The sequence below is a fragment of the Mycolicibacter acidiphilus genome, from assembly GCF_018455725.1.
In the GTDB taxonomy this organism is placed as follows: Bacteria; Actinomycetota; Actinomycetes; order Mycobacteriales; family Mycobacteriaceae; genus Mycobacterium; species Mycobacterium acidiphilum.
Map to the genome: position 1 here is coordinate 15167 of NZ_JAHCLR010000032.1, position 26186 is coordinate 41352.

25 protein-coding genes are annotated in these 26186 nt (G+C 71.3%); 10 read left to right on the top strand and 15 right to left on the bottom strand.

What is annotated here, in order from left to right:
• Positions 1 to 7: 7 nt before the first annotated feature.
• From KIH27_RS14915 to KIH27_RS14925, 3 genes are all read right to left on the bottom strand, one after another.
• Positions 8 to 1099, bottom strand: a complete 1092-nt coding sequence (locus tag KIH27_RS14915) for a TobH protein (RefSeq protein WP_214093747.1) — start codon at positions 1097 to 1099, stop codon at positions 8 to 10.
• Positions 1096 to 2490: a phosphomannomutase/phosphoglucomutase gene (locus KIH27_RS14920; protein WP_214093748.1), complete on the bottom strand. Its 1395-nt coding sequence runs from the start codon at positions 2488 to 2490 to the stop codon at positions 1096 to 1098. The genes KIH27_RS14915 and KIH27_RS14920 overlap by 4 nt, the downstream gene beginning before the upstream one ends.
• A 74-nt stretch (positions 2491 to 2564) precedes the next feature.
• Positions 2565 to 2984 carry a DUF3499 domain-containing protein gene (locus KIH27_RS14925; RefSeq protein ID WP_214093749.1) on the bottom strand — a complete coding sequence of 140 codons (420 nt, stop codon included), beginning with the start codon at positions 2982 to 2984 and terminating at the stop codon, positions 2565 to 2567.
• A gap of 65 nt (positions 2985 to 3049) precedes the next feature.
• Here KIH27_RS14925 and KIH27_RS14930 point away from each other — a divergent pair, with 65 nt between their 5' ends.
• Positions 3050 to 3529: a metallopeptidase family protein gene (locus KIH27_RS14930; protein ID WP_250150184.1), complete on the top strand. Its 480-nt coding sequence runs from the start codon at positions 3050 to 3052 to the stop codon at positions 3527 to 3529.
• A gap of 52 nt (positions 3530 to 3581) precedes the next feature.
• Here the strand turns inward: KIH27_RS14930 and KIH27_RS14935 are convergent, their stop codons facing one another.
• Positions 3582 to 3941 (bottom strand): WhiB family transcriptional regulator, encoded by a 360-nt coding sequence (locus KIH27_RS14935; RefSeq protein WP_372451397.1) that lies wholly within the window; start codon positions 3939 to 3941, stop codon positions 3582 to 3584.
• A gap of 373 nt (positions 3942 to 4314) precedes the next feature.
• Between KIH27_RS14935 and cofD the strand changes: the two genes are divergently transcribed.
• Genes cofD through KIH27_RS14950 form a run of 3 tightly spaced genes read left to right on the top strand, consistent with a single transcriptional unit; the run spans position 4315 to position 7197 of the window.
• Complete coding sequence (gene cofD / locus KIH27_RS14940) at positions 4315 to 5304, top strand: 2-phospho-L-lactate transferase (protein WP_214093751.1); 990 nt, start codon at positions 4315 to 4317, stop codon at positions 5302 to 5304.
• Complete coding sequence (locus KIH27_RS14945) at positions 5297 to 6649, top strand: coenzyme F420-0:L-glutamate ligase (RefSeq protein WP_214093752.1); 1353 nt, start codon at positions 5297 to 5299, stop codon at positions 6647 to 6649. Before cofD ends, KIH27_RS14945 begins: the two co-directional genes overlap by 8 nt.
• A complete protein-coding gene (locus KIH27_RS14950) occupies positions 6646 to 7197 on the top strand; it encodes an NUDIX hydrolase (protein WP_214093753.1) in 552 nt (183 codons plus the stop codon). The genes KIH27_RS14945 and KIH27_RS14950 overlap by 4 nt, the downstream gene beginning before the upstream one ends.
• Here KIH27_RS14950 and KIH27_RS14955 read toward each other — a convergent pair.
• From KIH27_RS14955 to rfbD, 4 genes are read right to left on the bottom strand one after another with little or no spacing between them, the layout of a single operon-like run.
• Positions 7194 to 7811 (bottom strand): 3'-5' exonuclease, encoded by a 618-nt coding sequence (locus KIH27_RS14955; RefSeq protein WP_214093754.1) that lies wholly within the window; start codon positions 7809 to 7811, stop codon positions 7194 to 7196. The genes KIH27_RS14950 and KIH27_RS14955 overlap by 4 nt on opposite strands.
• Before the next feature lie 43 nt (positions 7812 to 7854).
• Positions 7855 to 8928: a mannose-1-phosphate guanylyltransferase gene (gene manB / locus KIH27_RS14960; RefSeq protein WP_214093755.1), complete on the bottom strand. Its 1074-nt coding sequence runs from the start codon at positions 8926 to 8928 to the stop codon at positions 7855 to 7857.
• The gene (locus tag KIH27_RS14965; protein ID WP_307856893.1) at positions 8925 to 9809 is read right to left on the bottom strand and encodes a glycosyltransferase family 2 protein; all 885 of its coding nucleotides are present in this window, start codon (positions 9807 to 9809) and stop codon (positions 8925 to 8927) included. The genes manB and KIH27_RS14965 overlap by 4 nt, the downstream gene beginning before the upstream one ends.
• Before the next feature lie 9 nt (positions 9810 to 9818).
• The gene (gene rfbD, locus KIH27_RS14970) at positions 9819 to 10697 is read right to left on the bottom strand and encodes a dTDP-4-dehydrorhamnose reductase (protein ID WP_214093756.1); all 879 of its coding nucleotides are present in this window, start codon (positions 10695 to 10697) and stop codon (positions 9819 to 9821) included.
• 119 nt (positions 10698 to 10816) lie between these two features.
• Between rfbD and KIH27_RS14975 the strand changes: the two genes are divergently transcribed.
• Positions 10817 to 12286, top strand: coding sequence for an LCP family protein (locus tag KIH27_RS14975; RefSeq protein ID WP_372451394.1), 1470 nt, complete (start codon positions 10817 to 10819; stop codon positions 12284 to 12286).
• 61 nt (positions 12287 to 12347) lie between these two features.
• The gene (locus KIH27_RS14980; protein ID WP_214093771.1) at positions 12348 to 13043 is read left to right on the top strand and encodes a TIGR03089 family protein; all 696 of its coding nucleotides are present in this window, start codon (positions 12348 to 12350) and stop codon (positions 13041 to 13043) included.
• Here KIH27_RS14980 and KIH27_RS14985 read toward each other — a convergent pair.
• Complete coding sequence (locus tag KIH27_RS14985; RefSeq protein ID WP_214093758.1) at positions 13012 to 13293, bottom strand: hypothetical protein; 282 nt, start codon at positions 13291 to 13293, stop codon at positions 13012 to 13014. The two genes, KIH27_RS14980 and KIH27_RS14985, sit on opposite strands and share 32 nt — an antisense overlap.
• Positions 13268 to 13681 (bottom strand): hypothetical protein, encoded by a 414-nt coding sequence (locus KIH27_RS14990; RefSeq protein WP_214093759.1) that lies wholly within the window; start codon positions 13679 to 13681, stop codon positions 13268 to 13270. The genes KIH27_RS14985 and KIH27_RS14990 overlap by 26 nt, the downstream gene beginning before the upstream one ends.
• Before the next feature lie 181 nt (positions 13682 to 13862).
• On the opposite strand from KIH27_RS14990, the gene KIH27_RS14995 reads away from it, so the two are divergent.
• The gene (locus KIH27_RS14995) at positions 13863 to 14144 is read left to right on the top strand and encodes a DUF1490 family protein (protein ID WP_214093760.1); all 282 of its coding nucleotides are present in this window, start codon (positions 13863 to 13865) and stop codon (positions 14142 to 14144) included.
• An 8-nt stretch (positions 14145 to 14152) separates the two neighbouring features.
• The gene (gene ctpC, locus KIH27_RS15000; protein ID WP_214093761.1) at positions 14153 to 16297 is read left to right on the top strand and encodes a manganese-exporting P-type ATPase CtpC; all 2145 of its coding nucleotides are present in this window, start codon (positions 14153 to 14155) and stop codon (positions 16295 to 16297) included.
• A gap of 160 nt (positions 16298 to 16457) precedes the next feature.
• On the opposite strand, the gene KIH27_RS15005 is transcribed toward ctpC, so the two are convergent.
• Positions 16458 to 17069 (bottom strand): cation efflux transmembrane domain-containing protein, encoded by a 612-nt coding sequence (locus KIH27_RS15005; RefSeq protein ID WP_214093772.1) that lies wholly within the window; start codon positions 17067 to 17069, stop codon positions 16458 to 16460.
• 219 nt (positions 17070 to 17288) lie between these two features.
• Here KIH27_RS15005 and KIH27_RS15010 point away from each other — a divergent pair, with 219 nt between their 5' ends.
• The gene (locus KIH27_RS15010) at positions 17289 to 18197 is read left to right on the top strand and encodes a class I SAM-dependent methyltransferase (protein WP_214093762.1); all 909 of its coding nucleotides are present in this window, start codon (positions 17289 to 17291) and stop codon (positions 18195 to 18197) included.
• 2 nt (positions 18198 to 18199) lie between these two features.
• Here the strand turns inward: KIH27_RS15010 and KIH27_RS15015 are convergent, their stop codons facing one another.
• The 4 genes from KIH27_RS15015 to pstS all read right to left on the bottom strand — a co-directional run bounded on the left by KIH27_RS15015 (position 18200) and on the right by pstS (position 25521).
• Positions 18200 to 20158 carry a serine/threonine-protein kinase PknD gene (locus KIH27_RS15015; protein ID WP_214093763.1) on the bottom strand — a complete coding sequence of 653 codons (1959 nt, stop codon included), beginning with the start codon at positions 20156 to 20158 and terminating at the stop codon, positions 18200 to 18202.
• Positions 20159 to 20165: 7 nt separating this feature from the next.
• Entirely contained in the window at positions 20166 to 22151 is a 1986-nt protein-coding gene (locus KIH27_RS15020) for a serine/threonine-protein kinase PknD (RefSeq protein ID WP_214093773.1), read from the bottom strand.
• Between the two features lie 248 nt (positions 22152 to 22399).
• A complete protein-coding gene (locus tag KIH27_RS15025) occupies positions 22400 to 24364 on the bottom strand; it encodes a serine/threonine-protein kinase PknD (protein WP_214093764.1) in 1965 nt (654 codons plus the stop codon).
• Positions 24365 to 24417: 53 nt separating this feature from the next.
• Complete coding sequence (pstS, locus tag KIH27_RS15030) at positions 24418 to 25521, bottom strand: phosphate ABC transporter substrate-binding protein PstS (RefSeq protein WP_214093765.1); 1104 nt, start codon at positions 25519 to 25521, stop codon at positions 24418 to 24420.
• Positions 25522 to 25599: 78 nt separating this feature from the next.
• Between pstS and KIH27_RS15035 the strand changes: the two genes are divergently transcribed.
• The coding region (locus KIH27_RS15035; RefSeq protein ID WP_214093766.1) for an extracellular solute-binding protein at positions 25600 to 26186 on the top strand (587 nt) is incomplete at its 3' end.

The window sequence follows — 26186 nt, forward strand, 5'->3', positions numbered from 1 at the left end:
CTTCTCGTTATCCCCGCAAAAGTCGCACGTAGGCGGCGGTCATCTCCAGTCGGACCGCCAACACCGCCAGCTGTTGCTCCACCGGGCCCGGCCCGGCCGGCGCATCCGGCGCCCCCGGCACATCCCCCGCACCGACCAGGTCGACACCGTCGAGGCCACCGATTCGGGCCGCCACCACCGTACGCTCTGCGGCCAGTGTCAGCGCCAGCACCCACCAGCGCTCACCGGCCGGCCCGTCGATCTGTTCGTCGTGAAAAATATCGGCGGCGTCCCGACCGGCCGCGGCCCGGGACCGCAGCGCCGCCACCGCGTCCGCCAGGCCGGCCGCCGCCGCCGGTGTCTGACCGATGCGCAGCAGCGCCGCCGAACCGTGCCGGGCCAGCGCCAGAGTCGCCGCGCAGTCCCCGACCAGGGCGACGCCGCGGCCGCGAATCCGGTCGGCCAGGGCTTTCGCCGGGTTGGTGAGCAGGTCACGCCCGGCGCTGTTGCGCAGTGTCTCGGCGTCGAGTTCGTCGGCCAGGGTCGCCAGGTCGGTGCGCGCGGTCAGCACGTCGACCGCCGCCAGCACCGCCAGCCCGGCCGCCAGGTAGCGGGTCAGCCCGAATTCCTCGGGGACGCCCAGCCGCGGCGCCAGCACCGCGGCCCGGCCGGCCGTCGCATCCCGCAGTGGTCCCTCGTAGGGGGCGGCCACCACCACCCGGGCGCCGCGGCGCACCCCGGCGGCGGCCGCGGCGACCAGCGCCGGATCCCCCGGGTCGTCGCCGGCGACCACCAGCACGTCCAGCGCCCCGATCCACGGCGGCACCTCGGCGGTGAGCACCAGCGGTTCGGCGATCACGTCCCCGAGCGCGGCGGCCAGCAGGGTGCCGGCGGTGGCGGCGGTGCCGCGGCCGGCCAACCAGATCACCGAGCGCGGCCGGCCGTCACCCCGCACCGGCTCCAGCGCGCCTTCGGCGACCGCCGCCGCCACCGCCCGCACCTGCGCCCCGGCCATCGATGCCGCCCGCAGCACCCCGTCGCGGTCGGCGGCCAGCAGCGCGTCGGCGTCGTCGAGGTCGACGGCCTGGTCGGAGAACGAGCCCGAGAAGGAGGCGCTCACGGGCCCGGCTTGCTCGCGTCCGCCGCGTCGATCCCGGCGGCGACTCGGGCCACCACCGCGGCGACCCCGTCGGCGTCGGGCGCCTCGACGTTGAGCCGCAGCAGCGGCTCGGTGTTGGAACTGCGCAGGTTGAACCAGCTGCCGTCGCCGAGGTCGACGGTCACCCCGTCGAGGTGGTCGACCGCGCGGACCCGCTCGCCGAACGACTCGATCACCGCCGCGGTGCAGCGCTTCGCGTCGGCGACGGTGTAGTTGATCTCACCGGACGCCGCGTAGCGCTGGTAGTCGGCGGTCAGCTCCGACAGCGGCCGGTCCTGCTCGCCGAGGGCGGCCAGCACGTGCAGCGCGGCCAGCATCCCCGAGTCCGCGCCCCAGAAGTCCCGGAAGTAGTAGTGCGCGGAGTGCTCCCCGCCGAAGATCGCGCCGGTCTCGGCCATCAGCGCCTTGATGAAGGAGTGTCCGACCCGGGAGCGCACCGGGGTGCCGCCGCGCTCGGTCACCAGTTCCGGCACCGCGTGCGAGGTGATCAGGTTGTGGATGACCGTCGCGCCGGGTTCGCGCGCGAGTTCCCGATCGGCCACCAGCGCCGTCACCGCTGACGGGGAGACCGGCTCGCCGCGCTCGTCGACCACGAAGCAGCGGTCTGCGTCGCCGTCGAACGCCAGCCCGATGTCAGCACCGACCGCGACGACATGTTTCTGCAGGTCGACGAGGTTGGCCGGGTCGAGCGGGTTGGCCTCGTGGTTGGGGAAGTTCCCGTCCAGCTCGAAGTACAGCGGCAGCAGCGTGATCGCGCCGACCGAGCCCAGCACCGCGGGCGCGGTGTGCCCGGCCATCCCGTTGCCGGCGTCGACGGCGACCCGCAGCGGGCGCGAGCCGGAGACGTCGACCAGCGAGTGCAGGAACGCCGCGTAGTCGGCGAGCACGTCACGCTCGGAGATCTGCCCCGTTCGCCCGCCGCCGGCCGGGACGCCCGCGATGACGTCCTCGCTGATCCGGCCGAGCCCGGTGTCGGCGCCGACCGGTTTGGCGCCGGCCCGGCACAGTTTGATGCCGTTGTAGGCGGCCGGGTTGTGGCTGGCGGTGAACATCGCGCCAGGGCAGTCGAGCAGGCCGGAGGCGAAGTACAGCTGGTCGGTCGACGCCAGCCCGATCCGGACCACGTCGAGACCCTGAGCGGTGACGCCGTCGGCGAACGCGGCCGCCAGCGGCGGCGAGCTGTCGCGCATGTCGTGTCCGATCACCACCCGGTCGGCGCCTTCGGCGGCCATCAGCCGGGCGAACGCGGCACCGACCTCGGCGACCAGGGATTCATCGATTTCAGAGCCGACCAGGCCGCGTACGTCGTACGCCTTGATCACACGGTGGACAGCCGCAGCGGGCCGAGACATGGACGGGCGCTCCTGACGACGGGGGATCACGATGGGGGGACTCTCGCCCGCCAAGCCTAACGCCGCGAAGTGGATCAGTCCGACGGGTCGGGCAAGACCCGCAGGTGGCCGCGGCGCCGGCCGTTGCTCTTGGCGTGCGACGGCGCCAGCACCGCCGCGCTCGACTCGGCCGGACCGCTCCCGGCCGGGGCCGGCTGCGGATACCACCCGCTGGCGGGGGCGGCGCGGCCCGATTCACGTTCGCGGACCGCTTCGGCCAGCGCGATCAGGTCGTCGTCCTCCGGAGAGACCAGCGGGCCCGGGTGGCGCACCAGCTCCCAGCCGCGCGGGGCGGTGATCCGGCTCGCATGGTTGACGCACAGGTCCCAGGAATGCGGTTCGGCCGCGGTCGCCAGCGGACCGACCACCGCGGTGGAATCGGAGTAGACGAACGTCAGGGTCGCCACCGCATAGTGCGGACACCCTGGCCGGCAGCAGCGGCGGGGAACGTTCACGCTCGTGAGGCTATCGCGGCTGCCGGTCGGCACGGCGCCGGACACGCGCAGGCGCCCGGCACCCTATGCGCAACCGTTACCATCGCCGGGTGACCGCCTCGCGCCGCTACCGGCGCGGCCGCGATGCCCGCGGACCGCTGCTGCCGCCCACCGTGCCCGGTTGGCGCACCCGGGCCGAACGTTTCGACATGGCGGTGCTGGAGGCTTACGAGCCGATCGAACAGCGCTGGCGACAACGACTCTCGGCGCTGGACGTCGCGGTCGATGAGATCCCCCGCATCGCGGCGAAGGACCCGGACAGTGTGCAGTGGCCGCCGGAGGTGATCGCCGACGGACCGATTCCGCTGGCCCGGTTGATCCCGGCCGGGGTGGATGTTCGCGGCAACCCGACGAGGGCGCGAATTCTGTTGTTCCGCAAGCCGATTGAACAGCGCGCGAACGACAGCATGGAACTCGAGGATTTGTTGCATGAGATTCTGGTGGCGCAGGTCGCCACCTACCTGGATGTCGAGCCGTCGGTCATCGACCCGACGATCGACGACTGACGACTCCGGGCGATCACCAGCGTGGCGGGTTGCCCGTCGGCAATAGCGTTCGCTAGATGATGCCGCGCTTGAGGCGGCGACGCTCACGCTCGGACAGGCCGCCCCAGATGCCGAACCGCTCGTCGTGCGCCAAGGCGTACTCCAGGCACTCGGCGCGCACCGGGCAGCGCTGGCAGATCTTCTTGGCCTCGCGAGTGGAGCCGCCCTTCTCCGGGAAGAACGCCTCGGGGTCGGTCTGCGCGCACAGCGCACGCTCCTGCCACTGCTCATTGGTGGCGGATGCGGGGTCGAACGAGTCGAACTCGTCGTATTCCTCAAGTTCGGGAACCAGACTCAGGTGGGGCCGGCCGGGCACCCCTCCGGTCTCCGATGCAGCGGTCAAGCCGGCATTGGCGTGCGGTGTGCCGCCCATCACTCCCCGAAGGTGTTCATAGGACATGCTCCGCCTCCTCACCTCGTTGCACGATCCTGAAATATCGCCCGCTATTGTGATGTGTTCCATCTCAATTCGAACAAGTGATCGAATCCCGGTCTGCGACACCGAAATCGGCTGGCTAATCGAGAAATGACACTGATGTGATTAGACACGCCTGGATTGCGGCGGTCAAGCCGAACGGCCAGATTCCTTACCATCCCGTAATCGTTTTACGGCGTGTCCGACATCGGCGCGTCCCTGTCATCTAAGCCACATCGGGCCGACGGCGTGTCTTGCGCCGCTCCCGGGCCACCGTCGGGCAGCCCTCCGCCACACCGGCCGCGGCACCGGCGGGCTAGGGTCGAGCGCTGTGAAGGTCACGGTTCTCGTCGGGGGTGTTGGCGGCGCTCGGTTCCTGCTCGGCGTGCAGAAACTGCTGGGCCTCGGGCAGTTCGCCGACGGGTCCGACAGCGGCGATGAGCTGACCGCCGTGGTCAACGTCGGCGACGACGCCTGGATGCACGGCGTCCGCATCTGCCCCGACCTGGACACGTGCATGTACACCCTCGGCGGCGGTGTCGACCCCGAGCGCGGCTGGGGGCACCGGGACGAGACCTGGAACGCGATGGCGGAGCTGGCCCGCTACGGCATGCAGCCGGACTGGTTCTCCCTCGGCGACCGCGACCTGGCGACGCATCTGGTCCGCACCCAGTCGCTGCGCGCCGGCTACCGGCTGACCCAGGTGACCGCGGCGCTCTGCGAACGCTGGCAGCCCGGCGCCCGGCTGCTGCCGGTCACCGACGAGCCCTGCGAGACGCACGTCGTCATCACCGACCCGGCCGACGACAGCCAGCGCGCCGTGCACTTCCAGGAGTGGTGGGTGCGCTACCGCGCCGAGGTGCCCACCCACGGGTTCGGTTTCGTCGGCTCCGAGAAGGCCACCGCCACACCGGAAGTCGTCGAGTCCATCACCGGCGCCGACATCGTGCTGATCGCCCCGTCCAACCCGGTCGTCAGCATCGGCCCGATCCTGGCCATCGGCGGCATCCGCGCCGCCCTGCGGTCCACCCCGGCGAAGATCATCGGCTACTCCCCGATCATCGACGGAAAGCCGTTGCGCGGCATGGCCGACACCTGCCTGAACGTGATCGGGGTGGACACCACCGCCGCCGCGGTCGGCAAGCATTACGGCGCGCGTTCCGGCACCGGCATCCTGGACGGCTGGCTGGTGCACGACGGCGACGACGCGCAGATCGACGGCGTGACAGTCCGATCAGCCCCACTGCTGATGACCGACCCGGCGACCACAGCCGAAATGGTGCGCGCCGGACTGGATCTCGCGGGTGTAGGCGGTGGCTGAGCACGGCAGCGCCGCCCCGGTCGAGATTCTGCCGATCACCGGCCTGGGTGAGTTCCGCCCCGGCGACGACCTCGCCGCGGCGCTCGCCGGCGCCGCACCGTGGCTCACCGACGGCGACGTGGTGGTGGTCACCAGCAAGGTGGTGTCCAAGTGCGAGGGCCGGATCGTCCCGGCGCCGACCGACCCCGATGAGCGCGACGCGTTGCGCCGCAAGCTGATCGAGGACGAGGCGGTGCGGGTGCTGGCGCGCAAGGGCCGCACCTGGATCACCGAGAACCGCAACGGGCTGATCCAGGCCGCCGCCGGCGTGGACGGCTCCAACGTCGGCGCCGACGAACTGGCCCTGCTGCCGGTGGACCCCGACGCCAGTGCGGCCACCCTGCGCGCCGGCCTGGCCGACCGGCTCGGCGTGACGGTCGCGGTGCTGATCACCGACACCATGGGCCGCGCCTGGCGCACCGGGCAGACCGACGTCGCGATCGGCGCCGCGGGGATGCGGGTGCTCAGCGGCTACGCGGGCGCGGAGGACCGGCACGGCAACGAACTGGTGGTCACCGAGATCGCGGTGGCCGACGAGGTCGCCGCGGCCGCGGATCTGGTCAAGGGCAAGCTGACGCACGTGCCGGTTGCGGTCGTGCGCGGGCTCGGCAGCCGCACGATCACCGACAACGGTTCCGCCGCACGAGATCTGGTGCGCGCCGGCGCCGACGATCTGTTCTGGCTCGGCACCGCCGAGGCCATCGACACCGGCCGCCGCCAGGCCCAGCTGCTGCGCCGCTCGGTGCGCCGCTTCGGTACCGACCCGGTACCGCCGCAGCTGCTGTCCGACGCGATGGCCGAGGCGCTGACCGCCCCGGCGCCGCACCACACCCGGCCGGTGCGCTTCGTATGGCTGCAGAACCGGGACGTGCGCACCCGCCTGCTGGATGCGATGGCCGAGAAGTGGCGCGCCGACCTCGCCGGCGACGGCCGCACCCCCGAGTCCATCGCGGCCCGGGTGGCACGCGGCCAGATCCTGTACGACGCACCAGAAGTCGTCATCCCGATGATGGTGCCCGACGGCGCGCACCACTATCCCGACGCCGCCCGTACCGCCGCCGAGCACACCATGTTCACGGTGGCCGCCGGCGCCGCGGTGCAGGGGCTGCTGGTGGCGCTGGCGGTGCGCGGCGTCGGCAGCTGCTGGATCGGGTCGACGATCTTCACCCCGGATCTGGTGCGCGCCGAACTGGACCTGCCCGGAGACTGGGCGCCGCTGGGCGCGGTCGCGATCGGCTTCCCCGTCGACGACATCACGCAGCCCCGGCCGCCGGCGGCCACCGACGACCTGGTGGTGCTGCGGTGAGCGTGCGTGATTCGGCGATAGCACTGCTGACCGACTGGGCGGCACCGGATTCCGGCCAGGACGCGCTGCGGCACGCGGTGCTGGCGTTTCTGCACGCCCGGCCCGACGCCTGTGTGCGGGAGTGCGTGCCCGGGCACATCACCGCCTCCACCTGTGTGCTCGACGACGACGGGGAGCGGACGCTGCTGACCCTGCATCCGCGGATCGGGCGCTGGGTGCAGCTGGGTGGGCACTGCGAGGACGGCGACGCCGACATCCTCGCCGCCGCCCTGCGGGAGGCCACCGAGGAGTCCGGCATCGACGGTCTGCGCCTGGACCCGAATCTGGCTGCGGTGCACGTGCATCCGGTGACCTGCTCGCTGGGGGTACCGACCCGGCACCTGGACCTGCAGTTCGTCGCACACGCGCCGGCCGGCGCCCGGATCGCGATCAGCGACGAGTCGGTCGACCTGCGCTGGTGGCCGGTGGATGCGCTGCCGCCGGACACCGACGACGCGCTGGCCCATCTGGTGGCGCGGGCCGTGGCCCTGCACCGGGCGTCACGCTAGCGTGGCGCTCGACGGTCCGGAACCCGCGGTGCCAGCGTGACCGCCGACGCCGCGAGCGCCGGGCGCGGCCACCGGTAGCCGGCGGCGCGCTGCACCTCCCCCACCCAATCCTGTTGTCCCCGGCACGAATCCACCAGATGCGCCAGCACCTGCGCGGTGGCGCGGGCGTCGCACAGCGCCGAGTGCGCGTCGTCGAGGTCGATCCCGAGCACATCGCAGCAGTCGGCCAGCTTGCTGGCGCCGACGACGCGGCGTGACCATTTCATCGAGCACACCGCCGCCGGGCGCTCGGGGACGGTGTAGCGGGCGCGCTGCAACTCCGAGTGCAGGAACCGCATGTCGAAGCTGGCGTTGTGCGCGACCACCGTGCGTCCGCGCAGCAGTTCGATGAGTTGGCCGCTGATCGTGGCGAACTCCGGCGCGTCGACCACGTCGGCGGCGGCGATCCGGTGCACGTGCGAGGCGCCGACGCTGCGGCCGGGGTTGACCAGCGTGGTCCATTCGCACTCGACCCGGCCGTCGTCGTCGGTCAGCACCACCCCGACCTCGATCACCCGATCGGTCCGCTCGGGCACGAAGCCCGTCGTCTCGAAGTCGATGACCGCGAACGCCATCAGAGCACTGTAGCCAGCCCGGCCATCGCGCAGGCGGTGCGGCTCACACGTCCGACGAGTAGCGGATCCCGCAGTCGGGGATGTTCACCCCGGGCCACACCCGCGCGCCGCGCAGCAGTTCGCAGCGCGCCCCGATGTCGGCGCCGTCGCCGATCACCCCGTCGCGGATCAGTGCCCGCGGCCCGATCCGGGCGCCGGCCCCGACGATCGAGCGTTCGATCACCGCGCCGGCCTCCACCCGCACCCCGTCGAAGATCACCGCGCCGTCCAGCCGGGCCCCGGCGCCGATCTCCGCGCCACGACCGACCACGGTGCCGCCGATCAGCACCGCGCCGGGTGCCACCGCGGCGCCGTCGTGCACCAGTGCTTCCCCGCGGTGCCCGTCCAGCGCCGGCGACGGCGCGATACCCCGCACCAGGTCCGCCGAGCCACGGACGAAGTCCTCCGGGGTGCCCATGTCCCGCCAGTAGGTGGAGTCGACGTAGCCGCAGACCTTCACCCCGTCCGACAGCAGCGCCGGGAACACCTCCCGCTCCACCGACACCGCCCGCCCACGCGGGATCCGGTCGATGACCTCCCGGGACAGCACATAGCAGCCGGCGTTGATCTGGTCGGTCGGCGGATCCTGCGTCTTCTCCAGGAACGCCGTCACCCGGCCGTCGGAGGTGGGCACGCAGCCGAACGCCCGCGGGTCGCCGACCCGGACCAGGTGCAGGGTCGCGTCGGCCTGCTGCTCACGGTGGTAGGCCAGCAGCTCACCCAGGTCGGCACCGGAGAGCACGTCACCGTTGAACACCATCGCGGTGTCGTGCCGCAGCCGCGGCGCGACGTTGGCGATGCCACCACCGGTGCCCAGCGGCTCCTCCTCGGTCACGTACTCGATCTGCAGGCCCAGCGCCGAGCCGTCGCCGAATTCCGCCTCGAACACCCCCGGCTTGTAGGAGGTGCTGAGCACCACGTGCTCGACGCCGGCCGCCGCGATCCGCGACAGCAGGTGGGTGAGGAACGGCAGGCCCGCCGTCGGCAGCATCGGCTTGGGCGCCGACAGCGTCAGCGGGCGAAGCCGGGTGCCCTTGCCGCCCACCAGGACGACGGCGTCAACGTTCTGCAATGTCATGAGCGCTCCTTGATCAGCTTCCGCCGGGCGCTGCGCACCACCAGGCGCGAACGGGCCGCCAGCGCCCCCCGGATGGTCCAGCGGAGCGGCGCGCGCCACCAGCCCGGGTGGCGGTCGGCCAGGTAGGTGTAGGTGCTGCGGTGATGCGCCGCCAGGTTCGCGGCCGGGTCGCGGCCGGTGGCGTGGCCCTTCTGGTGCAGCACCTCGGCGGCGGGGACGTAGACGTTGAGCCAGCCGGCTTTGCCGAGCCGGTCGCCGAGGTCGACGTCCTCCATGTACAGGAAGTAGCGCTCGTCGAAGCCGCCGATCGCGTCGAACGCCGACCGTCGCACCAGCAGGCAGGCCCCGGACAGCCAGCCGACCGGCCGTTCGCTGGGCTCCATGCGCTCCTGGCGGTAGGCGCGGCTCCACGGGTTGGTCCGCCACACCGGGCCGACGACGGCGTGCATGCCGCCGCGGATCAGGCTCGGCAGGTGCCGCGCCGACGGGTACACCGCCCCGTCGGGTTCGCGGATCATCGGGCCCAGCGTCGCGGCGTGCGGCCACCGCTCGGCGGCCTCAAGCAGGGCGTCGATGCTGCCCGGCCCCCACTGCACGTCCGGGTTGGCGACGATCAGGAACTCACTCGGCGCCGCGGTGCGGTCGAGTTCGGCCACCGCCCGGTTCACCGCCCCGCCGTAGCCGGGGTTGCCGCCGGTCTCGAACAGCTCCACATCCGGGTAGCGCTGCACGGCCTCCTGCGGGGTTCCGTCGGTGGAGCCGTTGTCGGCCAGCACCACCCGGACCGGCCGCTCGGTGGCCAGGGCCAGCGACGCCAGGAAGCGGTCCAGGTGCCATCCCGGCGAATAGGTCACCGTCACCACCGGCAGGGCCTCAGTCACGGCTAGAGATTATCCGGCTGGTCGACGTGTGCTGGCGCACGCCTGCACCAGTGCGCTGTGCCAGTCCCGCAGCGGTGCCAGGCCGGCGCGGGCGGACTCGACGCCGGACAGCGCGGAGTACGCCGGCCGGGCCGCCGGACGGGGGTGGACGGCGCTGCCGACCGGTCGCACCCGGTCCGGGTCGGCGCCGACGGCGGCGAACACCGCGCGGGCCTGCTCGTAGCGGCTCACCGCGCCGGCGTTGGCGGCGTGCAGCAGCCGTGCGGTGGGCGGCGTGTCGACCAGGGCCAGCAGCGCATCGACCAGGTCACCGGCGAACGTGGGCGAGCCGACCTGGTCATCGACGACCTCGACCGTGCCGTCACCGGCGGCCAGTCGCCGCATCACCGCTGCGAAGTCCTTGCCGACGCCGGTGTAGACCCAGGCGGTGCGCACCACCACGGCGTCCGCTGCCCCGGCCAGCACCGCCTGCTCGCCGGCGAGTTTGCTGCGGCCGTACACCGACAGTGGGCCGGTGGCGTCCGCCACCTCGTAGGGGCGGGGCGGCGCACCGCCGAAATCGCCGCTGAACACGTAGTCGGTGGACAGGTGCAGCAGCCGCGCTCCGACCCGTGCACAGGCGTCGACGAGGTGGCCCGGTCCGGTCGCGTTGACGGCGTGCGCGCGCTCTTGATCGGACTCGGCGCCGTCGACGTCGGTGTAGGCGGCGCAGTTGATCACCACGTCACCGGGGAGCACGGCCTGCGCGACGGCCGTTCGATCGGTGATGTCGCAGCGCGCCGACGGCAGCGCCAGCACATCCCGGCCCTGCTCGGCGGCGCGCGCCGCCAGCAGGCTGCCGACCTGGCCGCCGGCGCCGAAGACGACGATCCTGGAGGAATGACTCACAAAGCCGGAGTTTATGCGGCGGTTCCAGCTTCGCCTCTCCTCCGTCGAGGCTCGCTAAACCGCCGGAGCTTATGCGGCCCTGGCTACCAGCGATACAGCCGTGACGCAAGTAGCCTGACGTGATGCCTGCGCAACGAGTGATTCGTGTGATCGCGACGGTGGCGGCCGTCGCCGTCGTGCTGGGCACCGGGGTGGCCTGGAGCCAGGTCCGCTCCTTCGAGGACGGGATCTTCCACATCGCCGCGATGGCCCTGGGCAAAGGCGGCGCCGACGGCGCGGTCGACATCCTGCTGGTCGGCAGCGACAGCCGCACTGACGCCCACGGCAACCCGCTGACCCCGGAGGAGCTCTCGGCGCTGCGGGTCGGCGACGACGAGGCCACCAACACCGACACGATCATTCTGGTCCGCATCCCGAACAACGGCCGTTCGGCGACCGCGATCTCCATCCCCCGCGACTCCTACGTCGACGCGCCGGGGCTGGGCAAGACCAAGATCAACGGCGTCTACGGCGCCGTCCGGCTCAACACCGCGGACGAACTCGTCGAGTCCGGCATGGCCCCCGAGGAAGCCCAGGCGCGCGGCACCGCCGCCGGCCGCGAGGCCCTGATCCAGACGGTGGCGTCGCTGACCGGTGTCACCGTCGACCACTACGCCGAGGTCGGCCTGCTCGGCTTCTCGCTGATCACCGACGCACTCGGCGGCGTCAACGTCTGCCTCAACGGGCCGGTCTACGAGGAACTCTCCGGCGCGGACTTCCCGGCCGGCTGGCAGAAGCTGTCCGGGGCGCAGGCGCTGAGCTTCGTCCGTCAGCGCCACGAACTGCCGCATGGCGACCTCGACCGGGTCCGCCGCCAGCAGGCGGTGATGGCGTCGCTGGCCCACCAGGTGATCTCCGGCAAGACGCTGTCCAGCCCGGCGACCCTGTCCCGGCTGCAGGCGGCCGTGCAGCGCTCGGTGGTGCTGTCGGCCGGCTGGGACGTGATGGACTTCATCAAGAAGCTGCAGGACCTGGCCGGCGGCAAGGTGGCGTTCGCCACCATCCCGGTGCTCGAGGAGTCCGGCTGGAGCGACGACGGCATGCAGAGCGTGGTCCGCGTCGACCCGACGATGGTCGCCGACTGGGTGGGCGGGCTGCTGCACGAGCAGGACGAGGGCAAGACCGACGACCTGGGCTACGTGCCGGCCCAGACCACGGCCAGCGTGTTCAACGACACCGATATCAACGGGCTGGCCGCCGCGGTGTCCACCGCGCTGAACGCGAAGGGTTTCGGCACCGGCAACGTCGGCAACAACGAGGGCGCGCACGTCAGCACCAGCCAGGTCCAGGCGGCCAAGGCCGACGACCCGGGCGCGCAGGCCGTCGCCCGCGACCTGGGCGGGCTGCCGGTGATCACCAACGAGTCGGTGCCCCTCGGCACGGTGCGGGTGGTGCTGTCCAGCGACTACACCGGCCCGGGCTCGGGCCTGGGCACCGGTGGGTCGGCCGCGGCCGCGGCCGCGACCTCCGCGGACGACGAGGGGCCTGAAATCCCGGTCGTGTCACCGATTCTGACGGCGGGCTCCAACGATCCCCAGTGCGTGAACTAACCGGCACCGTCCACTAACGTCTCTCGGTGTGATCAATTTGAGCACCGTGATCCTCGAATCCATGCTGCGTGCCGATCCGGTCGGTCCGCGCATCACCTACTACGACGACGCCACTGGCGAGCGCATCGAGCTGTCCGCGGTCACGCTGGCGAACTGGGCGGCCAAGACCGGTAACCTGCTGCGCGACGAACTCGGCGCCGGGCCGGGCAGCCGGGTCAGGGTGCTGCTGCCGGCGCACTGGCAGACCGCGGCGGTGCTGTTCGGGACGTGGTGGATCGGCGCCGAGGCGGTGCTCGCCGGCGACGGCCCCGCCCCGGCGGACATCGCGCTGTGCACCGCCGGCCGGCTCGCCGAGGCCGACGCGGCGGTCGCCGAGACCGGCGGCGAGGTGGCGGTGCTGTCACTGGACCCGTTCGGCCGCCCCGCCCCCGACCTGCCGGTCGGCGTCACCGACTACGCCACCGCCGTACGGGTGCACGGCGACCAACTCGACGCCGAGCGGCATCCGGGTCCGGCGCTGCCCGGCCGGTCACCGGAGGACGCGCTGGCCGAGTGCGAGAAGGCGGCGGCCGCGGCCGGCCTGACGGGTGCCGATCGGGTGTGGTCGGTGCGGTCCTGGGACACCACCGCCGACCTGGTGACCAACGCGCTGTCGGTGTTCGCCGTCGGGGCATCCCTGGTGCAGGTGGGCAACCCGGACCCGGCGGCTCAGGAGCGCCGGCGCGTCACCGAGAAGGTGACTCGGTCTTTCGACTGAGGAGCGCCGCGGATGTCCGCTCAACATCCGCACTGAATTTCGAGAACGCCCCGGCACGCGCCAACTCCAAGGCCACAGTGAGGTCGGCATCGTCTAGCCAGCCGTCGTCGATCCCGTCGCGGAAGAGATCGTAGGCCGCCAGCCAGCCGTCCCCATCAGCGATCAAGGCCCGCGTGTCGTCCATCTGAACCGCCGTCAACGCAACCGAATGACTGCGGAGCAGCTCAGTAGCCCAGTCGGTCGCGTTCATCGCCCCAGCGTAACGCGTCGTACGGATGAACCGTGGCGATGCGCCATCCGACGTTCTCCTCGAAGCGGACTCGAATAACGGCGGCCACTCCACGGAAGGTTCCATACAGACTGAACGAATCGCGGCGCCGACCGCGAAGCCCATCAGTCGGATGATCGAACACGGCGTACGTGAGCGCGACGACGTCGCCGGCCTGCCAGCCGGCCGGAAACTCATCTCGTTTGATGCCCAATCCATCTCGGTGATAGCCGTGACCGCCCGGTGTCCCATCACCGTCGAGGACGACCTCGGCATCGTCTATGCCGAAGGTTTCAACCTGACTGCGGTCAGCAGGCAGCAGCAGCCCTCCAAACAACGGAAACGCGTCAGGCGTATCGGGCCCCAGCATGCCTTTCGCTCGCGGCCACGGGCGGTCCGCACGCGCATCCCCGGGTCGGCACCACCCCTCATCGGCCACCACGGGAACCATTCCGCTGAACGCACCGCACCGCCACTCACCCGATATATGCACGAATGCTTATATGCTGATACCCTCACTGCTCAAGACAGTCAGAACGAGAGGATCAGCCATGCCCATCCAGGGATTCATCGCCAAGGCCGCTACCACCGTGGTCACCGGACTGGTCGGCGTCAGCGCCTACGAGATCCTGAAGAAGGCGATCGACAAGGCCCCGCTGCACTCCGCCGCGGTCACCGCCACCGAGTGGAGCCTGCGCGGCACCCGCCGTGCCGAGGAGGCCGCCGAGTCGGCCCGCCTCAAGGTCGCCGACGTGGTCGCCGAGGCCCGCGAGCGCATCGGCGAGGAAGCCACCCCGCCGGCGGCGGCCGTCGCACACGACCACGACCACTGAGCACGGCCATGACGGTCGAAGCTGAACTGACGGTCGTCTCCGACGCGGCCGGCCGGATCCGGGTGCAGGTGCCCTGGGTCCGGTCGGATTCGCGGCGCGCGGTCGCCGTCGAGGAGTCGACGGGCCGCGTTGCCGGGGTGCGCACCGCGCACGCCTACCCGCGCACCGGCTCGGTGGTGATCTGGTACTCGCCGAAGCGCTGCGACACCGCCGAGATCCTGGCCGCGATCGAGGAGGCCGCCCACGTCGCGGCCGAGCTCATCCCGGTCCGCACCCCCCGCTCGGCCGACATCCGCAACACCGACGTGCTGCGGATGGTGCTGGGCGGGGCGGCGCTGGCACTGCTGGGCATGCGCCGCTACGTGTTCGCCCGGCCGCCGATGCTCGGGCCGAGCGGCCAGCTGGTGGCCACCGGCGCGACGGTCTTCATGGGGTACCCGTTCCTGCGCGGCGCGCTGCGCTCGATCCGGTCCGGCAAGGCCGGCACCGACGCCCTGGTGACCGCGGCGACCGTCGCCAGCCTGGTGCTGCGCGAGAACGTCGTCGCGCTGACCGTGCTGTGGCTGCTCAACATCGGCGAGTACCTGCAGGATCTGACGCTGCGCCGCACCCGCCGGGCGATCTCGGATCTGTTGCGCGGCAACCAGGACACCGCATGGGTGCGCCTGGCGGACGGTACCGAAGTCCAGGTGCCGATCGACACGCTGCAGATCGGCGACCAGGTGATCGTGCACGACCACGTCGCGATCCCGGTCGACGGCGAGCTCGTCGACGGCGAGGCGATCGTCGACCAGTCCGCGATCACCGGGGAGACCCTGCCGGTCAGCGTCACCGACGGCGCCCGCGTGCACGCCGGTTCGGTGGTGGTGCGCGGCCGGATCGTGGTGCGTGCCACCGCAGTCGGCAACGACACCGTGATCGGCCGCATCATCAGCCGGGTCGAGGAGGCGCAGCACGACCGGGCGCCGATCCAGACCGTCGGGGAGAACTTCTCCCGACGGTTCGTGCCGGCCTCGTTCGCGCTGTCCGCGCTGACCCTGCTGTTCACCGGGGATGTGCGCCGCGCGATGACGATGCTGCTGATCGCCTGCCCCTGCGCGGTCGGCCTGTCCACGCCGACCGCGATCAGCGCCGCGATCGGCAACGGCGCCCGGCGCGGCATCCTGATCAAGGGCGGCTCGCACCTCGAGCAGGCCGGCCGGATCGACGCGATCGTGTTCGACAAGACCGGCACACTGACCGTGGGCCGGCCGGTGGTCACCAATATCGTTGCGATCCACAAGGATTGGCAGCCCGAACAGGTGCTGGCCTACGCCGCGAGCTCCGAACTGCACTCCCGGCACCCGCTGGCCGAGGCGGTGATCCGCTCCACCGAGGAACGGCACATCAGCATCCCGCCGCACGAGGAGTGCGAGGTGCTGGTGGGCCTCGGGATCCGCACCTGGGCGGACGGCCGCACCCTGCTGCTGGGCAGCCCGAACCTGCTGCGGTCGGAGAAGGTCCGCATTCCCAAGAAGGCGGCGGACTGGGTGACCAAGCTGCGGGCGCAGGCGGAGACCCCGCTGCTGCTCGCCGTCGACGGCATCCTCGTCGGGCTGATCAGCCTGCGCGACGAGGTGCGCCCCGAGGCGCACGAGGTGCTGACCAAGCTGCGCGGCAAGGGGATTCGCCGGATCATCATGCTCACCGGCGACCACCCGGAGACCGCCGCGGCGGTCGCCGGCGAACTCGGCATCGACGAGTGGCGCGCCGAGGTGCTGCCGGAGGACAAGCTGGCGGTGGTCCGCGAACTGCAGGACGAGGGCTATGTCGTCGGCATGGTCGGCGACGGGGTCAACGACGCCCCGGCGCTGGCCGCCGCCGACATGGGCATCGCGATGGGGCTGCAAGGCACCGACGTCGCGGTGGAGACCGCCGACGTCGCACTGGCCAACGACGACCTGCGGCGACTGCTCGACGTCCGCGACCTGGGCGGCCGCGCGGTCGACGTGATCCGGCAGAACTACGGGATGTCGATCGCGGTCAACGCCGCCGGGTTGCTGATCGGGGCCGGCGGGGCGCTGTCGCCGGTTCTGGCCGCGATCCTGCACAACGCGTCGTCGGTCGCCGTCGTCGCAAACAGTTCCCGGCTGATCCGCTACCAGTTGGACTGACCGGGAACGTGGCGCCGGTCACCACCGCGGCGTAACGTCATCGGAGTCCCGACTGTCCCCGTCGAGCACCACCACCAGCTCCGGGGCAGTCGGGACTTTGCGATTTCGGCGCGTTAGACGTCGCTGAGCGAGCCTGAGCGCGCCGAACTCACAGCGCCGGTCAGCAGCCGCAGCCCTCACCGCGCCAGGACCGGAAGCCCTGCCAGACGCAGACCGCCGCCACCGCCAGCCCGATGAGCGGGTCCAGCCACCAGCCGCCCGGCCAGTTGGCGGTCAGCAGCAGCCCGACCAGCACGGCCGCGGCCTGGATCGCGCACAGGTAGTTCTGGATCCCCTCACCGTCGGTGGCCGCCGAACGCAGCCGCGCCGCCAGCCGGCGCTGCGCCCGGCCCACCCCCGGCATCACCAGCACCGCGGTCGCGGTGAGTGCGATGCCGATGATGCTGGATTCGGCCAGCTCGTGATCGAGCAGGTGATGCACGGATTCGGCGGCGATGTAGGGGGCGTTCAGCCAGAACGAGATCGCCACCGCGATCTGCGCCCGCCGCTCGGAGGTCGCCGCGTGCGCCCGGGCGCCGGTGAACCGCCAGATCACCGCGGCACCGGCCATGCCCTCGGGGATCGCGCCCAGCGCCCAGCCGGTCAGCGCGATCGACCCGGTGCTCAGGCCCTGCCAGAGCCCGATCGCCCCCTCGGCGCCCACCAGCGCCAGGCTGATCCAGGCCAGCCGGCGAACCCAGGCGGCCGCGCGCTCCCAGCCGGCGTCGTGCACCGGACGGCCATGGTCGTGATCGTGTCCATCGTGGTCGTGGTCGTGCCCGTGGTGGTCATGCCCGTGCCTGACTGCGCCACTGACCCCGTCGCCGACCGGTCCCACCAGGCTGTCCACACCGCTGTCCACCCCGAAAATGCTACCGGGAACCCGGAAGCAGGCGAACGAGTCGTTGGTTACACGAGCTAACAGTTACCCGCATTCCTCAGGAGGCCGGCCATGACCCGCACCGACAACGACACCTGGGACCTGGCCAGCAGCGTCGGCGTCACGGCGACCATGGTCGCCGCCGGCCGAGCCCGGGCGACCCGCGCCGGCCTCATCGACGATCGGTTCGCCGAACCACTGGTGACCGCGGTCGGTGTCGATTTCTTCACCCGGTGGGCCACCGGCGAGATCGCCGCCGGCGACGTCGACGTCCCCGGCCAACCGTGGGGCATGCAGCCGATGACCGATCTGCTGGCGGTGCGCACCCGGCACATCGATGAGTTCGTCGCCGCCGCCGCGGCAACGGGCATCACCCAGACCGTGATCCTGGCCTCCGGCCTGGACGCCCGCGGCTACCGGCTGTCCTGGCCGGCCACGGCGACCGTATTCGAGATCGACCAGCCGCAGGTCCTCGACTTCAAGCAGTCGGTGCTGGCCGGTCTGAACGCACAACCCACGGTCGATCTGCGGTTCGTACCGATCGATCTGCGCGACGACTGGCCCACCGCGCTGCGCGCCGCGGGCTTCGATCCGAACCGGCCCACCGCCTGGATCGCCGAGGGACTGCTGGCGTTCCTGCCGCCCGACGCCCAGGACCGGCTGCTCGATGCTGTCACGGCGCTCTCGGCGGAGCGCAGCCGGCTGCTGGCGGAGGTGTTCCTGACCTCCCCCGACTCCGATCAGGTCCATCAGCAGGCCGAGCAGCGCTGGCGCGAGCAGGGCCTCGACGTGGAACTCGGTGAGCTGACCTACCAGGGGCCGCGCAGTGACGTCGCCACCCACCTCACCGGCAACGGCTGGCAGGTGGAGCGGGTCCTGCTGCGGGAACTGTTGGCGGACAGCGGTTTCCCGGTGCCGACGGCCGGTGACGGCACGGTCGCCGACAACTACTACTGCACCGCCGTCCGGACGGCCCGCTGAGCTCAGCCCTGGGTGAGCCGCACCACCCGGTCGTTGCCCCGATCGGCGACGTACACCGTGCCCTTCTTGTCCACCGCGACGTCCAGCGGGGTGTTGAGCCCGTCGAACCCCAGGGTGGTCGGATCGGTCGCGCCGGCCGCCAGCTTGAGCACCTTGTTGCTGTCGTGCTCGGTGACGTAGACGTCGGCGTTGGCGTCGACCGCGATCCCCCATGGCACCGCCACCCCGGTGAACGGCAGCACCGCCTGGCTGGTCGCCCCCGCGCTCAGCTTCAACACCCGGTTGTTGTCGGTGTCGGTGACGTACACGGTGCCGGTGCCGTCCACCGCCACCCCGTCCGGGTCGTTCAGTCCGCTGAACGGCAGCACCTTCTGGGCGCTCGCCCCGGACGGCAGTTCCAGCACCCGGTCGTTGCCGCGGTCGGCGACGTAGACGTTGCCGCCGGAGTCCACCGCCACCCCCTCGGGGTAGCTCAGGCCGCTGAACGGCAGCACCGTCTCCGCGTTGGATCCCGCGGTCAGCTTCACCACCCGGTTGTTGAAATCGGAGACGTAGACGGTGCCGTTGGCGTCGACCGCGATGCCCTGCGGCTGGTACAGCCCGCTGAACGGCAGCACCGTCGGGGTGGTCGATCCCGGCGCCAGTTTCAGCACCCGGCCGTACATTCCCTGACTGGTGACGTAGACGTTGCCGTCGTCGTCGATCGTCACCCCGCCCGGCGACAGCCGGAAGTTGATCCCGGTGATCTGCAGGTCGCTCTGCCCGGCCGGCACCGACGCGGTGGACTTGTGCGACGGCCGGACCAGGTAGGCGATCAGGCCCCCGACGGCCAGCAGCGCCAGCACCGCGGCGCCGATCAGGATCAGCCGGTTGGGGCCGGCTGCGGCCGCGGGCGCCCGGTCGAACTGCGGCGGTTGGGCCGGCGGTGGCGTGTACGTCGGCTGCTGGGCCGGCGACGGTGCGTAGATCGGCTGCGCCGGCGGTGAATACGCCGACTGGGGTGCGGACTGGGGACGCCAGCTGGTGACCTGGCTGTCCGACGGCGTCGGCACCGCCATCGTCTCGGTGCTGAACGCCGCCTCTGCGCCCTTGCGCAGAATGGTGGCGGCCTGGTCCTGCTGCGGGGCGGTCAGCGCTTGGTGCGCGGCCGCGGCGAGTTCACCGGCGCTGCGGTAGCGGTCCTCGGGCCGCTTCGCCATCCCGCGGGCGATCACCTGGTCGAACCCGGGCGGGATGCTGCCGGGCCGTTCGGCACTGGGGTGCGGGGGCGGTTCGGTCAGGTGCGCGGCGATCATCCGTTCGATGGTCTCCGACCGATACGGCGGCGCCCCGGTCAAGCACTCGTTGAGGACGCACGCCAGCGAGTAGATGTCGGCGCGGTAGGTGACGTCGGTTCCGGTGAACCGCTCCGGCGCCATGTAGTTGTAGGTGCCGACGGCGGTGCCCATCTGGGTGAGCCCCGGATCGGTGGCCGCCCGGGCGATGCCGAAATCCACCAGGTAGGCGAAGTCCTCGGCGGTCACCAGGATGTTCTCCGGTTTCACGTCGCGGTGCATGATCCCGGCGGCGTGCGCGGCGTCCAGCGCGGCGGCGACCTGCCGCACGATCGCCACCGCCCGGGCGGGGCTCAGCGGGCCGTAGCGGCTGAGCAGTGTCCGCAGCGATTCGCCGTCGATCAGCCGCATCTCGACGAAGAACTTCCCGTCGATCTCGCCGTAGTCGTGGATCGGCACCACGTGCGGTTCGGTCAGCCGCCCGGCGATGTCGGCCTCGCGCTGGATGCGGGCGTGCAGCACCGGGTCGCCCGCCAGATGCGACGAGATCAGCTTCAGCGCCACCACCCGGTGCTTGCGGGTGTCCTCGGCTTCGTAGACCTCACCCATCCCGCCGCCGCCCAGCAGCCGGATCAGCCGGTAGGGCCCGAACTGGGTGCCGGCGCGCGAGCCGGGTTGGTTGTTCATACGGTCCTCACCGGTCCGCCGTTACCTTCACCACCCGGTCGTTGCCACGGTCGGCGACGTAGACGTCCCCGCGCTGATCGACCGCGACGTCCAGCGGTGCGTTGAGGCCGGTGAACGGCAGCACCACCGGAATCGCGGCGCCGGCGGCCAGTTTCACCACCTTGTTGCGGTTGTGCTCGGTGACGTAGACGTTCCCGTCGCCGTCCACGGCGATCCCCCAGGGCGAGACGATCCCGGCGAACGGCAGCACCACCTGCTCATTCGTGGCGTTCATCAGCTTGAGCACCCGATTGTTGCCGGTGTCGGTGACGTAGACGTTGCCCGAACCGTCGACCGCCACCCCGTCCGGGTTGTTCAGCCCGACGAACGGCACCGTGGTCTGGTTGTTCGACGCGGCGTCCAGTCGCACCACCTGGTTGTTGCCCCGGTCGGCGACGAAGACGTTGCCGGAACCGTCGACCGCCACCCCGTCCGGGTTGTCCAGGCCGGAGAACGGCAGCACCGTCTGGGTGTTGGAGTCCGCCGCGAGCTTGACCACCCGGTTGTTGACGTCGGAGAAGTACACGTTGCCGGCGCCGTCGATGACCAGGCCGCGCGGCTGGTAGAGGTCACTGAACGGCAGCACGTCCGACTTGGTCGACCCGGCCTGAAGCTTCACCACCCGCCCGTGCATGCCTTCGCTGGTGACGTAGACGTTGCCGGCGCCGTCGAGTGCCACCCCGCCCGGCGACAGCCGGTAGTCGAGGTCGGTGAACGGCACGATGTCCTGCGGCGGTGCGGCCACCGGGGACTTCGCCGACGAGCCGCTGATCAGATGGCCCGCGCCGGCCAGCACCGCGCCGGCGAGCAGCACCGCGGCCGCGACCAGGACCGGCTTGCGTTTGATCCGGTGCCGGCTCGGCGTCGGGATCGGCCGGAGGGCCGTCGGGAATGCCGGGGTGAGCAGCGGCGACGGCGGGAGGGTCACCACCGGCGCGATCCCGGTGCCCGCACCGGTGTCCGGCGGCGTCCAGCCCGGCCAGGTCAGTGGAACCGCGCCCGGCTGCGCGGGAACCTGCGCCCGGCCCCGCCCGTTGCCGTCACCGCGCGTCTCCGGTTCGGCTTGCAGGCCGCCGGGCAGGTGCATCGCGGGCTCGCCGCGCCGCAGGATCCGGCCGACCTGGTGCCGCTCGGGTTCGGTGAGCGCATGGTAGGCGGCATCGGCGAGTTCCCCGGCGCTGCTGTAGCGGTCCTGCGGCTTCCTCGCCATACCGCGGGCGAGTACCTCGTCGAGCGCGGCCGGGACCCGCCCGGGCCGCAGCTTGCCGGGCCGCGGCGGTGGTGTGCTCCGGCGCTCGGCCAGCGCGTCGTCGACGTTGTCTGCCGAGAACGGTGCGCTGCCGGTCAGGCACTCCGCCAGCACGCAGGCCAGTGAGTAGATGTCGGCGAGGTGGGTGACCTGTTCACGGCTGAGCCGCTCCGGTGCCATGTAGTGGTAGCTGCCGGCCTCTGGGTCCGCGATCGCCGCGGCCACTCCGAAGTTCGTCAGGTAGGCCAGGTCGTCACCGGTCACCAGGATGTTCGCCGGGCAGACGTCGCGGTGGATCACGTCGGCGTTGTGCGCCGCGTCCAGCGCCGCGGCGACCTGGCGGACGACGGCCACCGCCCGCGGCGTGCTCAACGGCCCGGATTCAGCCAGCAGTGCGGCCAGGTCGATGCCGTCGATCAGACCCAGCTCCAGGTAGAGGACGTCATCGATCTCACCGTAGGCGCGGATGGGCACCACGTGCGGTTCGGTCAACTGCCCGGCGGCCTCGGCCTCGTCCTCCAGCCGGCTGCGGAACGCCTCGTCGGCGGAGAACGTCTCGGAGATCAGCTTCAGTGCCACCGACTCGTCGTTGCGGGTGTCCTCGGCCTCGTACACCTCGCCCACGGCACCGCCGCCGAGGAGTCGGTCGAGTTGATAGGGGCCGAACCGCGACCCTGCCCGCGAACTCGGTTCGGTGTTGTTCACCGACGACACTCCCTTCACCAGACCACCTCGCACCACCGGCTCAGCCGCGGCGGAAAACTGACCACCAGCCTAACCGGCAGCGGCTCGTCTGACGGCCAACAGATGGCGTTCACGGATACCGGTTGTGTCGCACACAGGCTTGCGGTGGCGGATCCGACCCGTGTCGGCCGCACCACCCCTGACCGGGTCCGATCGCAACCTGCGGGAACGCCCCCGCGGAGTCCGCGGCGCAGTGCCGCGTTCGCCGATCAGCCCGCCTTCAGCTTGACCACCTGGTCATCGCCGCGGTCGGCGACGTACACATATCCGGACTTGTCCACCGCCACGTCCAGCGGTGTGTTGAGCCCGGTGAACGGCAGCACCGTCGGGCTGACCGCGCCGGCCGCCAGCTTGAGCACCCGGTTCGCGTCGTGTTCTGTGACGTAGACGTTCCCGCCGTCGTCGGCGGTGATTCCCCACGGCACCGCCACTTCGGTGAACGACAGCACGGTCTGGGTGGTCGCGCCGCTGGCCAACTTGAGCACCCGGTTGTTGTCGGTGTCGGTGACGAAGACGTTGCCGGCGGCGTCGACCGCCACACCGTCGGGGTTCTTCAGTCCGCTGAACGGCAGATCGGTCTGGTCGTTGGACCCGGCGGCGAGCTTCACCACCCGGTTGTTGGCCCGATCGGCGACGTAGACGTTGCCGCCGGAATCGACCGCCACCCCCTCCGGGTAGTTGAGACCGTTGAACGGCAGCACCTCCTGGCTGTCCGATCCGGCCGCCAGCTTCACCACCCGGTTGTTGAAGTCGGTGACGTACACGGCGCCGGAGCCGTCCACCGCCAGGCCCTGCGGCTGGTAGAGGCCGTCGAACGGCAGCAGGCTGGGCTTGTTGGAGCCCGGCGCCAACTTGAGCACCCGACCGAACATGCCCTGGCTGGTGACGTAGACGTTGCCGCTGGTGTCCAGTGCGACACCGCCCGGGGAGAGCCGGAAGTTGATGCCCTCGAACGGCAGCACGGTCTGGCCGGACGCCGAGGTCGACGAGCCGTGCGACGGCCGGCTGACCAGGAAGCCGACCAGTGCGATGACGGCGACGAGCGCGGCGGCGCCGATCAGGATCGGCTTGCGCTGGTACCACGGCACCCCGGCTGAAACACGCTGCGCCGGTGAGCTGAAATCCACCCGCGGCGGGGGCCCGGCCGGTGCGGGAGCCGCGGGTGTGCCGCGCCAGGCGCCTTGGCCGGCGGCGGGCTGCGGCGGCCGCCCGGAGTGGTCGACGCCCGGTATCGCCGGGCGCATCATCGTCTCGGCACTGGTGTCCACGGCGTCGGTCGGCCCATACCGCGGCTCGCCCCGCCACGCGGTGGTGGCCCCCTGGGCCGGCGCGGGCCCGGCCAGCGCCTGCTGGGCGGCGATCGCCAGCTCCCCGGCGCTGCGGTAGCGGTCCTGCGGGTTCTTCGCCATGCCCCGGGCGATCACCTCGTCGAGCGCGGCCGGCACCCGCCCGCCGGTCAACTGGCTGGGGCGCGGGGCGGGTGCGGTCAGATGTGCGCCAACCGCCTGCTCGATGCTCTGCGCCGCGTAGGGCGGCGTCCCGGTCAGGCATTCGCACAGCACGCACGCCAGCGAGTAGATGTCCGCGCGGTAGGTCACTTCGCCGCCGGAGAACCGCTCCGGCGCCATGTAGTTGTAGGTTCCCATCGCCGTTCCGGTCTGGGTCAGTCCCGGATCGGTGGCGGCGCGGGCGATCCCGAAATCCACCAGGTAGGCGAAGTCGTCCCGGGTGATCAGGATGTTCTCCGGCTTCACGTCGCGGTGCATCACCCCGTTGGCGTGCGCGGCGTCCAGGGCAGCGGCGATCTGGCTCACGATGGCCACCGCCCGGGTCGTGCTCAGCGGCCCGAACCGCTTCAGCATGGTGGACAGGTCGACGCCGTCGATCAGGCGCATGTCCAGATACATCAGGCCGTCGATCTCGCCGTAGTCGTGGATCGGCACCACGTGCGGTTCGTTCAGCCGCCCGGCCTCGTCGGCCTCCCGCCGCATGCGCTCACGGAACACCGGGTTGCCGGAGAACTGCTCCGAGATCAGCTTCAACGCCACGACGCGCCCCTTGCGGGTGTCCACGGCCTCGTACACCTCGCCCATGCCGCCGCGGCCCAGCAACCGCCGCAGCAGGTAGGGCCCGAACTGGGAACCCGCCCGCGAATCCGGTTCACCGTTAGACACCGCCCCGCCTTTCCCTCACCCGGCAACTCGGTACGGCAACCCTCATCCGTGGGTCACGAGATGGCATTGATGGCCGTCAGCAACTTGGCCTTGAACGAGTCCGGCAGTGGAATGGACCCGTACTGGTCCAGACCGTCCTGGCCCGGACCGACCGCGGCCTGCATGAACGCCTTCACCGCTGCGCCGGTGGCGGCGTCGGGGTATTTGGAGCAGACGATCTCGTAGGTCGCCAGCACGATCGGGTAGGCACCCGCGTCGGTCGGCCTGTAGAACGACGACGTGTCCAGCACCAGGTCGTTGCCCTGGCCCTGGAACTTGGCCCCGGCGATCGTCTTGCCGACCGACTCGCTGCTGATCGACACCGGGTCGGGCCCCGCCGACGTGATGATCCCGGCCATCTTCAACTGTTTGCCCACCGCGAACGACCACTCGTTGTAGGTGATCGACCCGTCGGTGCTCTGCAGCAGGGCCGACGTGCCGTTGTTGCCCGCCGCGCCGGTCCCCACGCCCCCGTTGAAGGTCTCGCTGACTCCCTTGCCCCACGCGCCGTCGGCCGCGCCGTCGAGGTATTTCTGGAAGTTGTCGGTGGTGCCGGACTTGTCGCTGCGGTAGACGACGGTGATCGCGGTGGCCGGCAGGTTGGTGCCCTTGTTCAGCGCCGCGATCGCCGGGTCGTTCCAGGTGCTGATCGCGCCGGTGAAGATCTTGGCCGTGGTCGGCCCGTCCAGGTTCAGCTTGCTCACGCCGCTGATGTTGAAAGTGACCGCGATCGGTCCGAACACCGTCGGCAGGTCCCAGGCCGGCGAACCGCACCGCGACGCCGCCTGGTCGGGCTGTCCCTTGGCCGGATCCAGCGCGACGTCGGAGCCGGCCAGATCGGTCTCGTTCTTGACGAAATCGTCTACGCCGGCGCCGGATCCGTTCGCGCTGTAGTCGAGCGTGTGGCCCGGGCAGGCACGGATGTAGGCGTACACGAACTGCTCGATCGCGTTCTCCTGTGCGGTCGAACCGCTGGCGTGCAATTCCTGCTTACCGCCGCAGTCCACCCCCGAACTGCTCGATGATGCCGAGTCGTTGCTGCTGCCGCCGCAGGCTGAGAGCACCAGTGCGCTGGCAGTCAGCAGACTCAGTGCGACACCACATCTGCTGAACTTCACGGAACTCCTCTGGTGAGGCGGTCAAGACAAGGCCCGACCTTACCGTGCGAGTCGGTGCGCGGAAGTAGCATTGCGCCGATGGAGCCCAGACCGCAACGCCGAGCCCGCGCCGGCACCGTCCTGCTCACCCTGGCCGCGCTGACCGCGGCGGGCTGCGGATCGACCGGGACGGAGAATTCAAGTCCGCCTTCGGCTTCGACTTCGACGTCGGCCGGCGCGGCGCCCGTGCCGGCCACCGCCGCGGTGTCACTGGCCGAGACCGGCAGCACCCTGCTGTACTCGCTGTTCAGCGAGTGGGGGCCGGCCTATCAGCAGCAGTACCCCAACGTCACGATCAGCACCGCCGACAGCGGTTCCGGGGCGGGCATCGCTCAGGTCGCCGCCGGTGCGGTCGACATCGGCGCCTCCGATGCCTACCTGTCCGAGGGGGATGTCAAGGAACACCCCGGCCTGGTGAACATCGCGCTGGCGATCTCCGCCCAGCAGGTCAGCTACAACCTGCCCGGCCTGACCGGCGATCTGAAGCTCAACGGCACGGTGCTGGCCGGCATGTACCGCGGCGACATCAAGACCTGGAACGACCCGCAGGTCGCCGCGCTGAACCCCGGCGTCACGCTGCCCGCCACGGCGGTGGTGCCGCTGCACCGCTCCGACGGCTCCGGTGA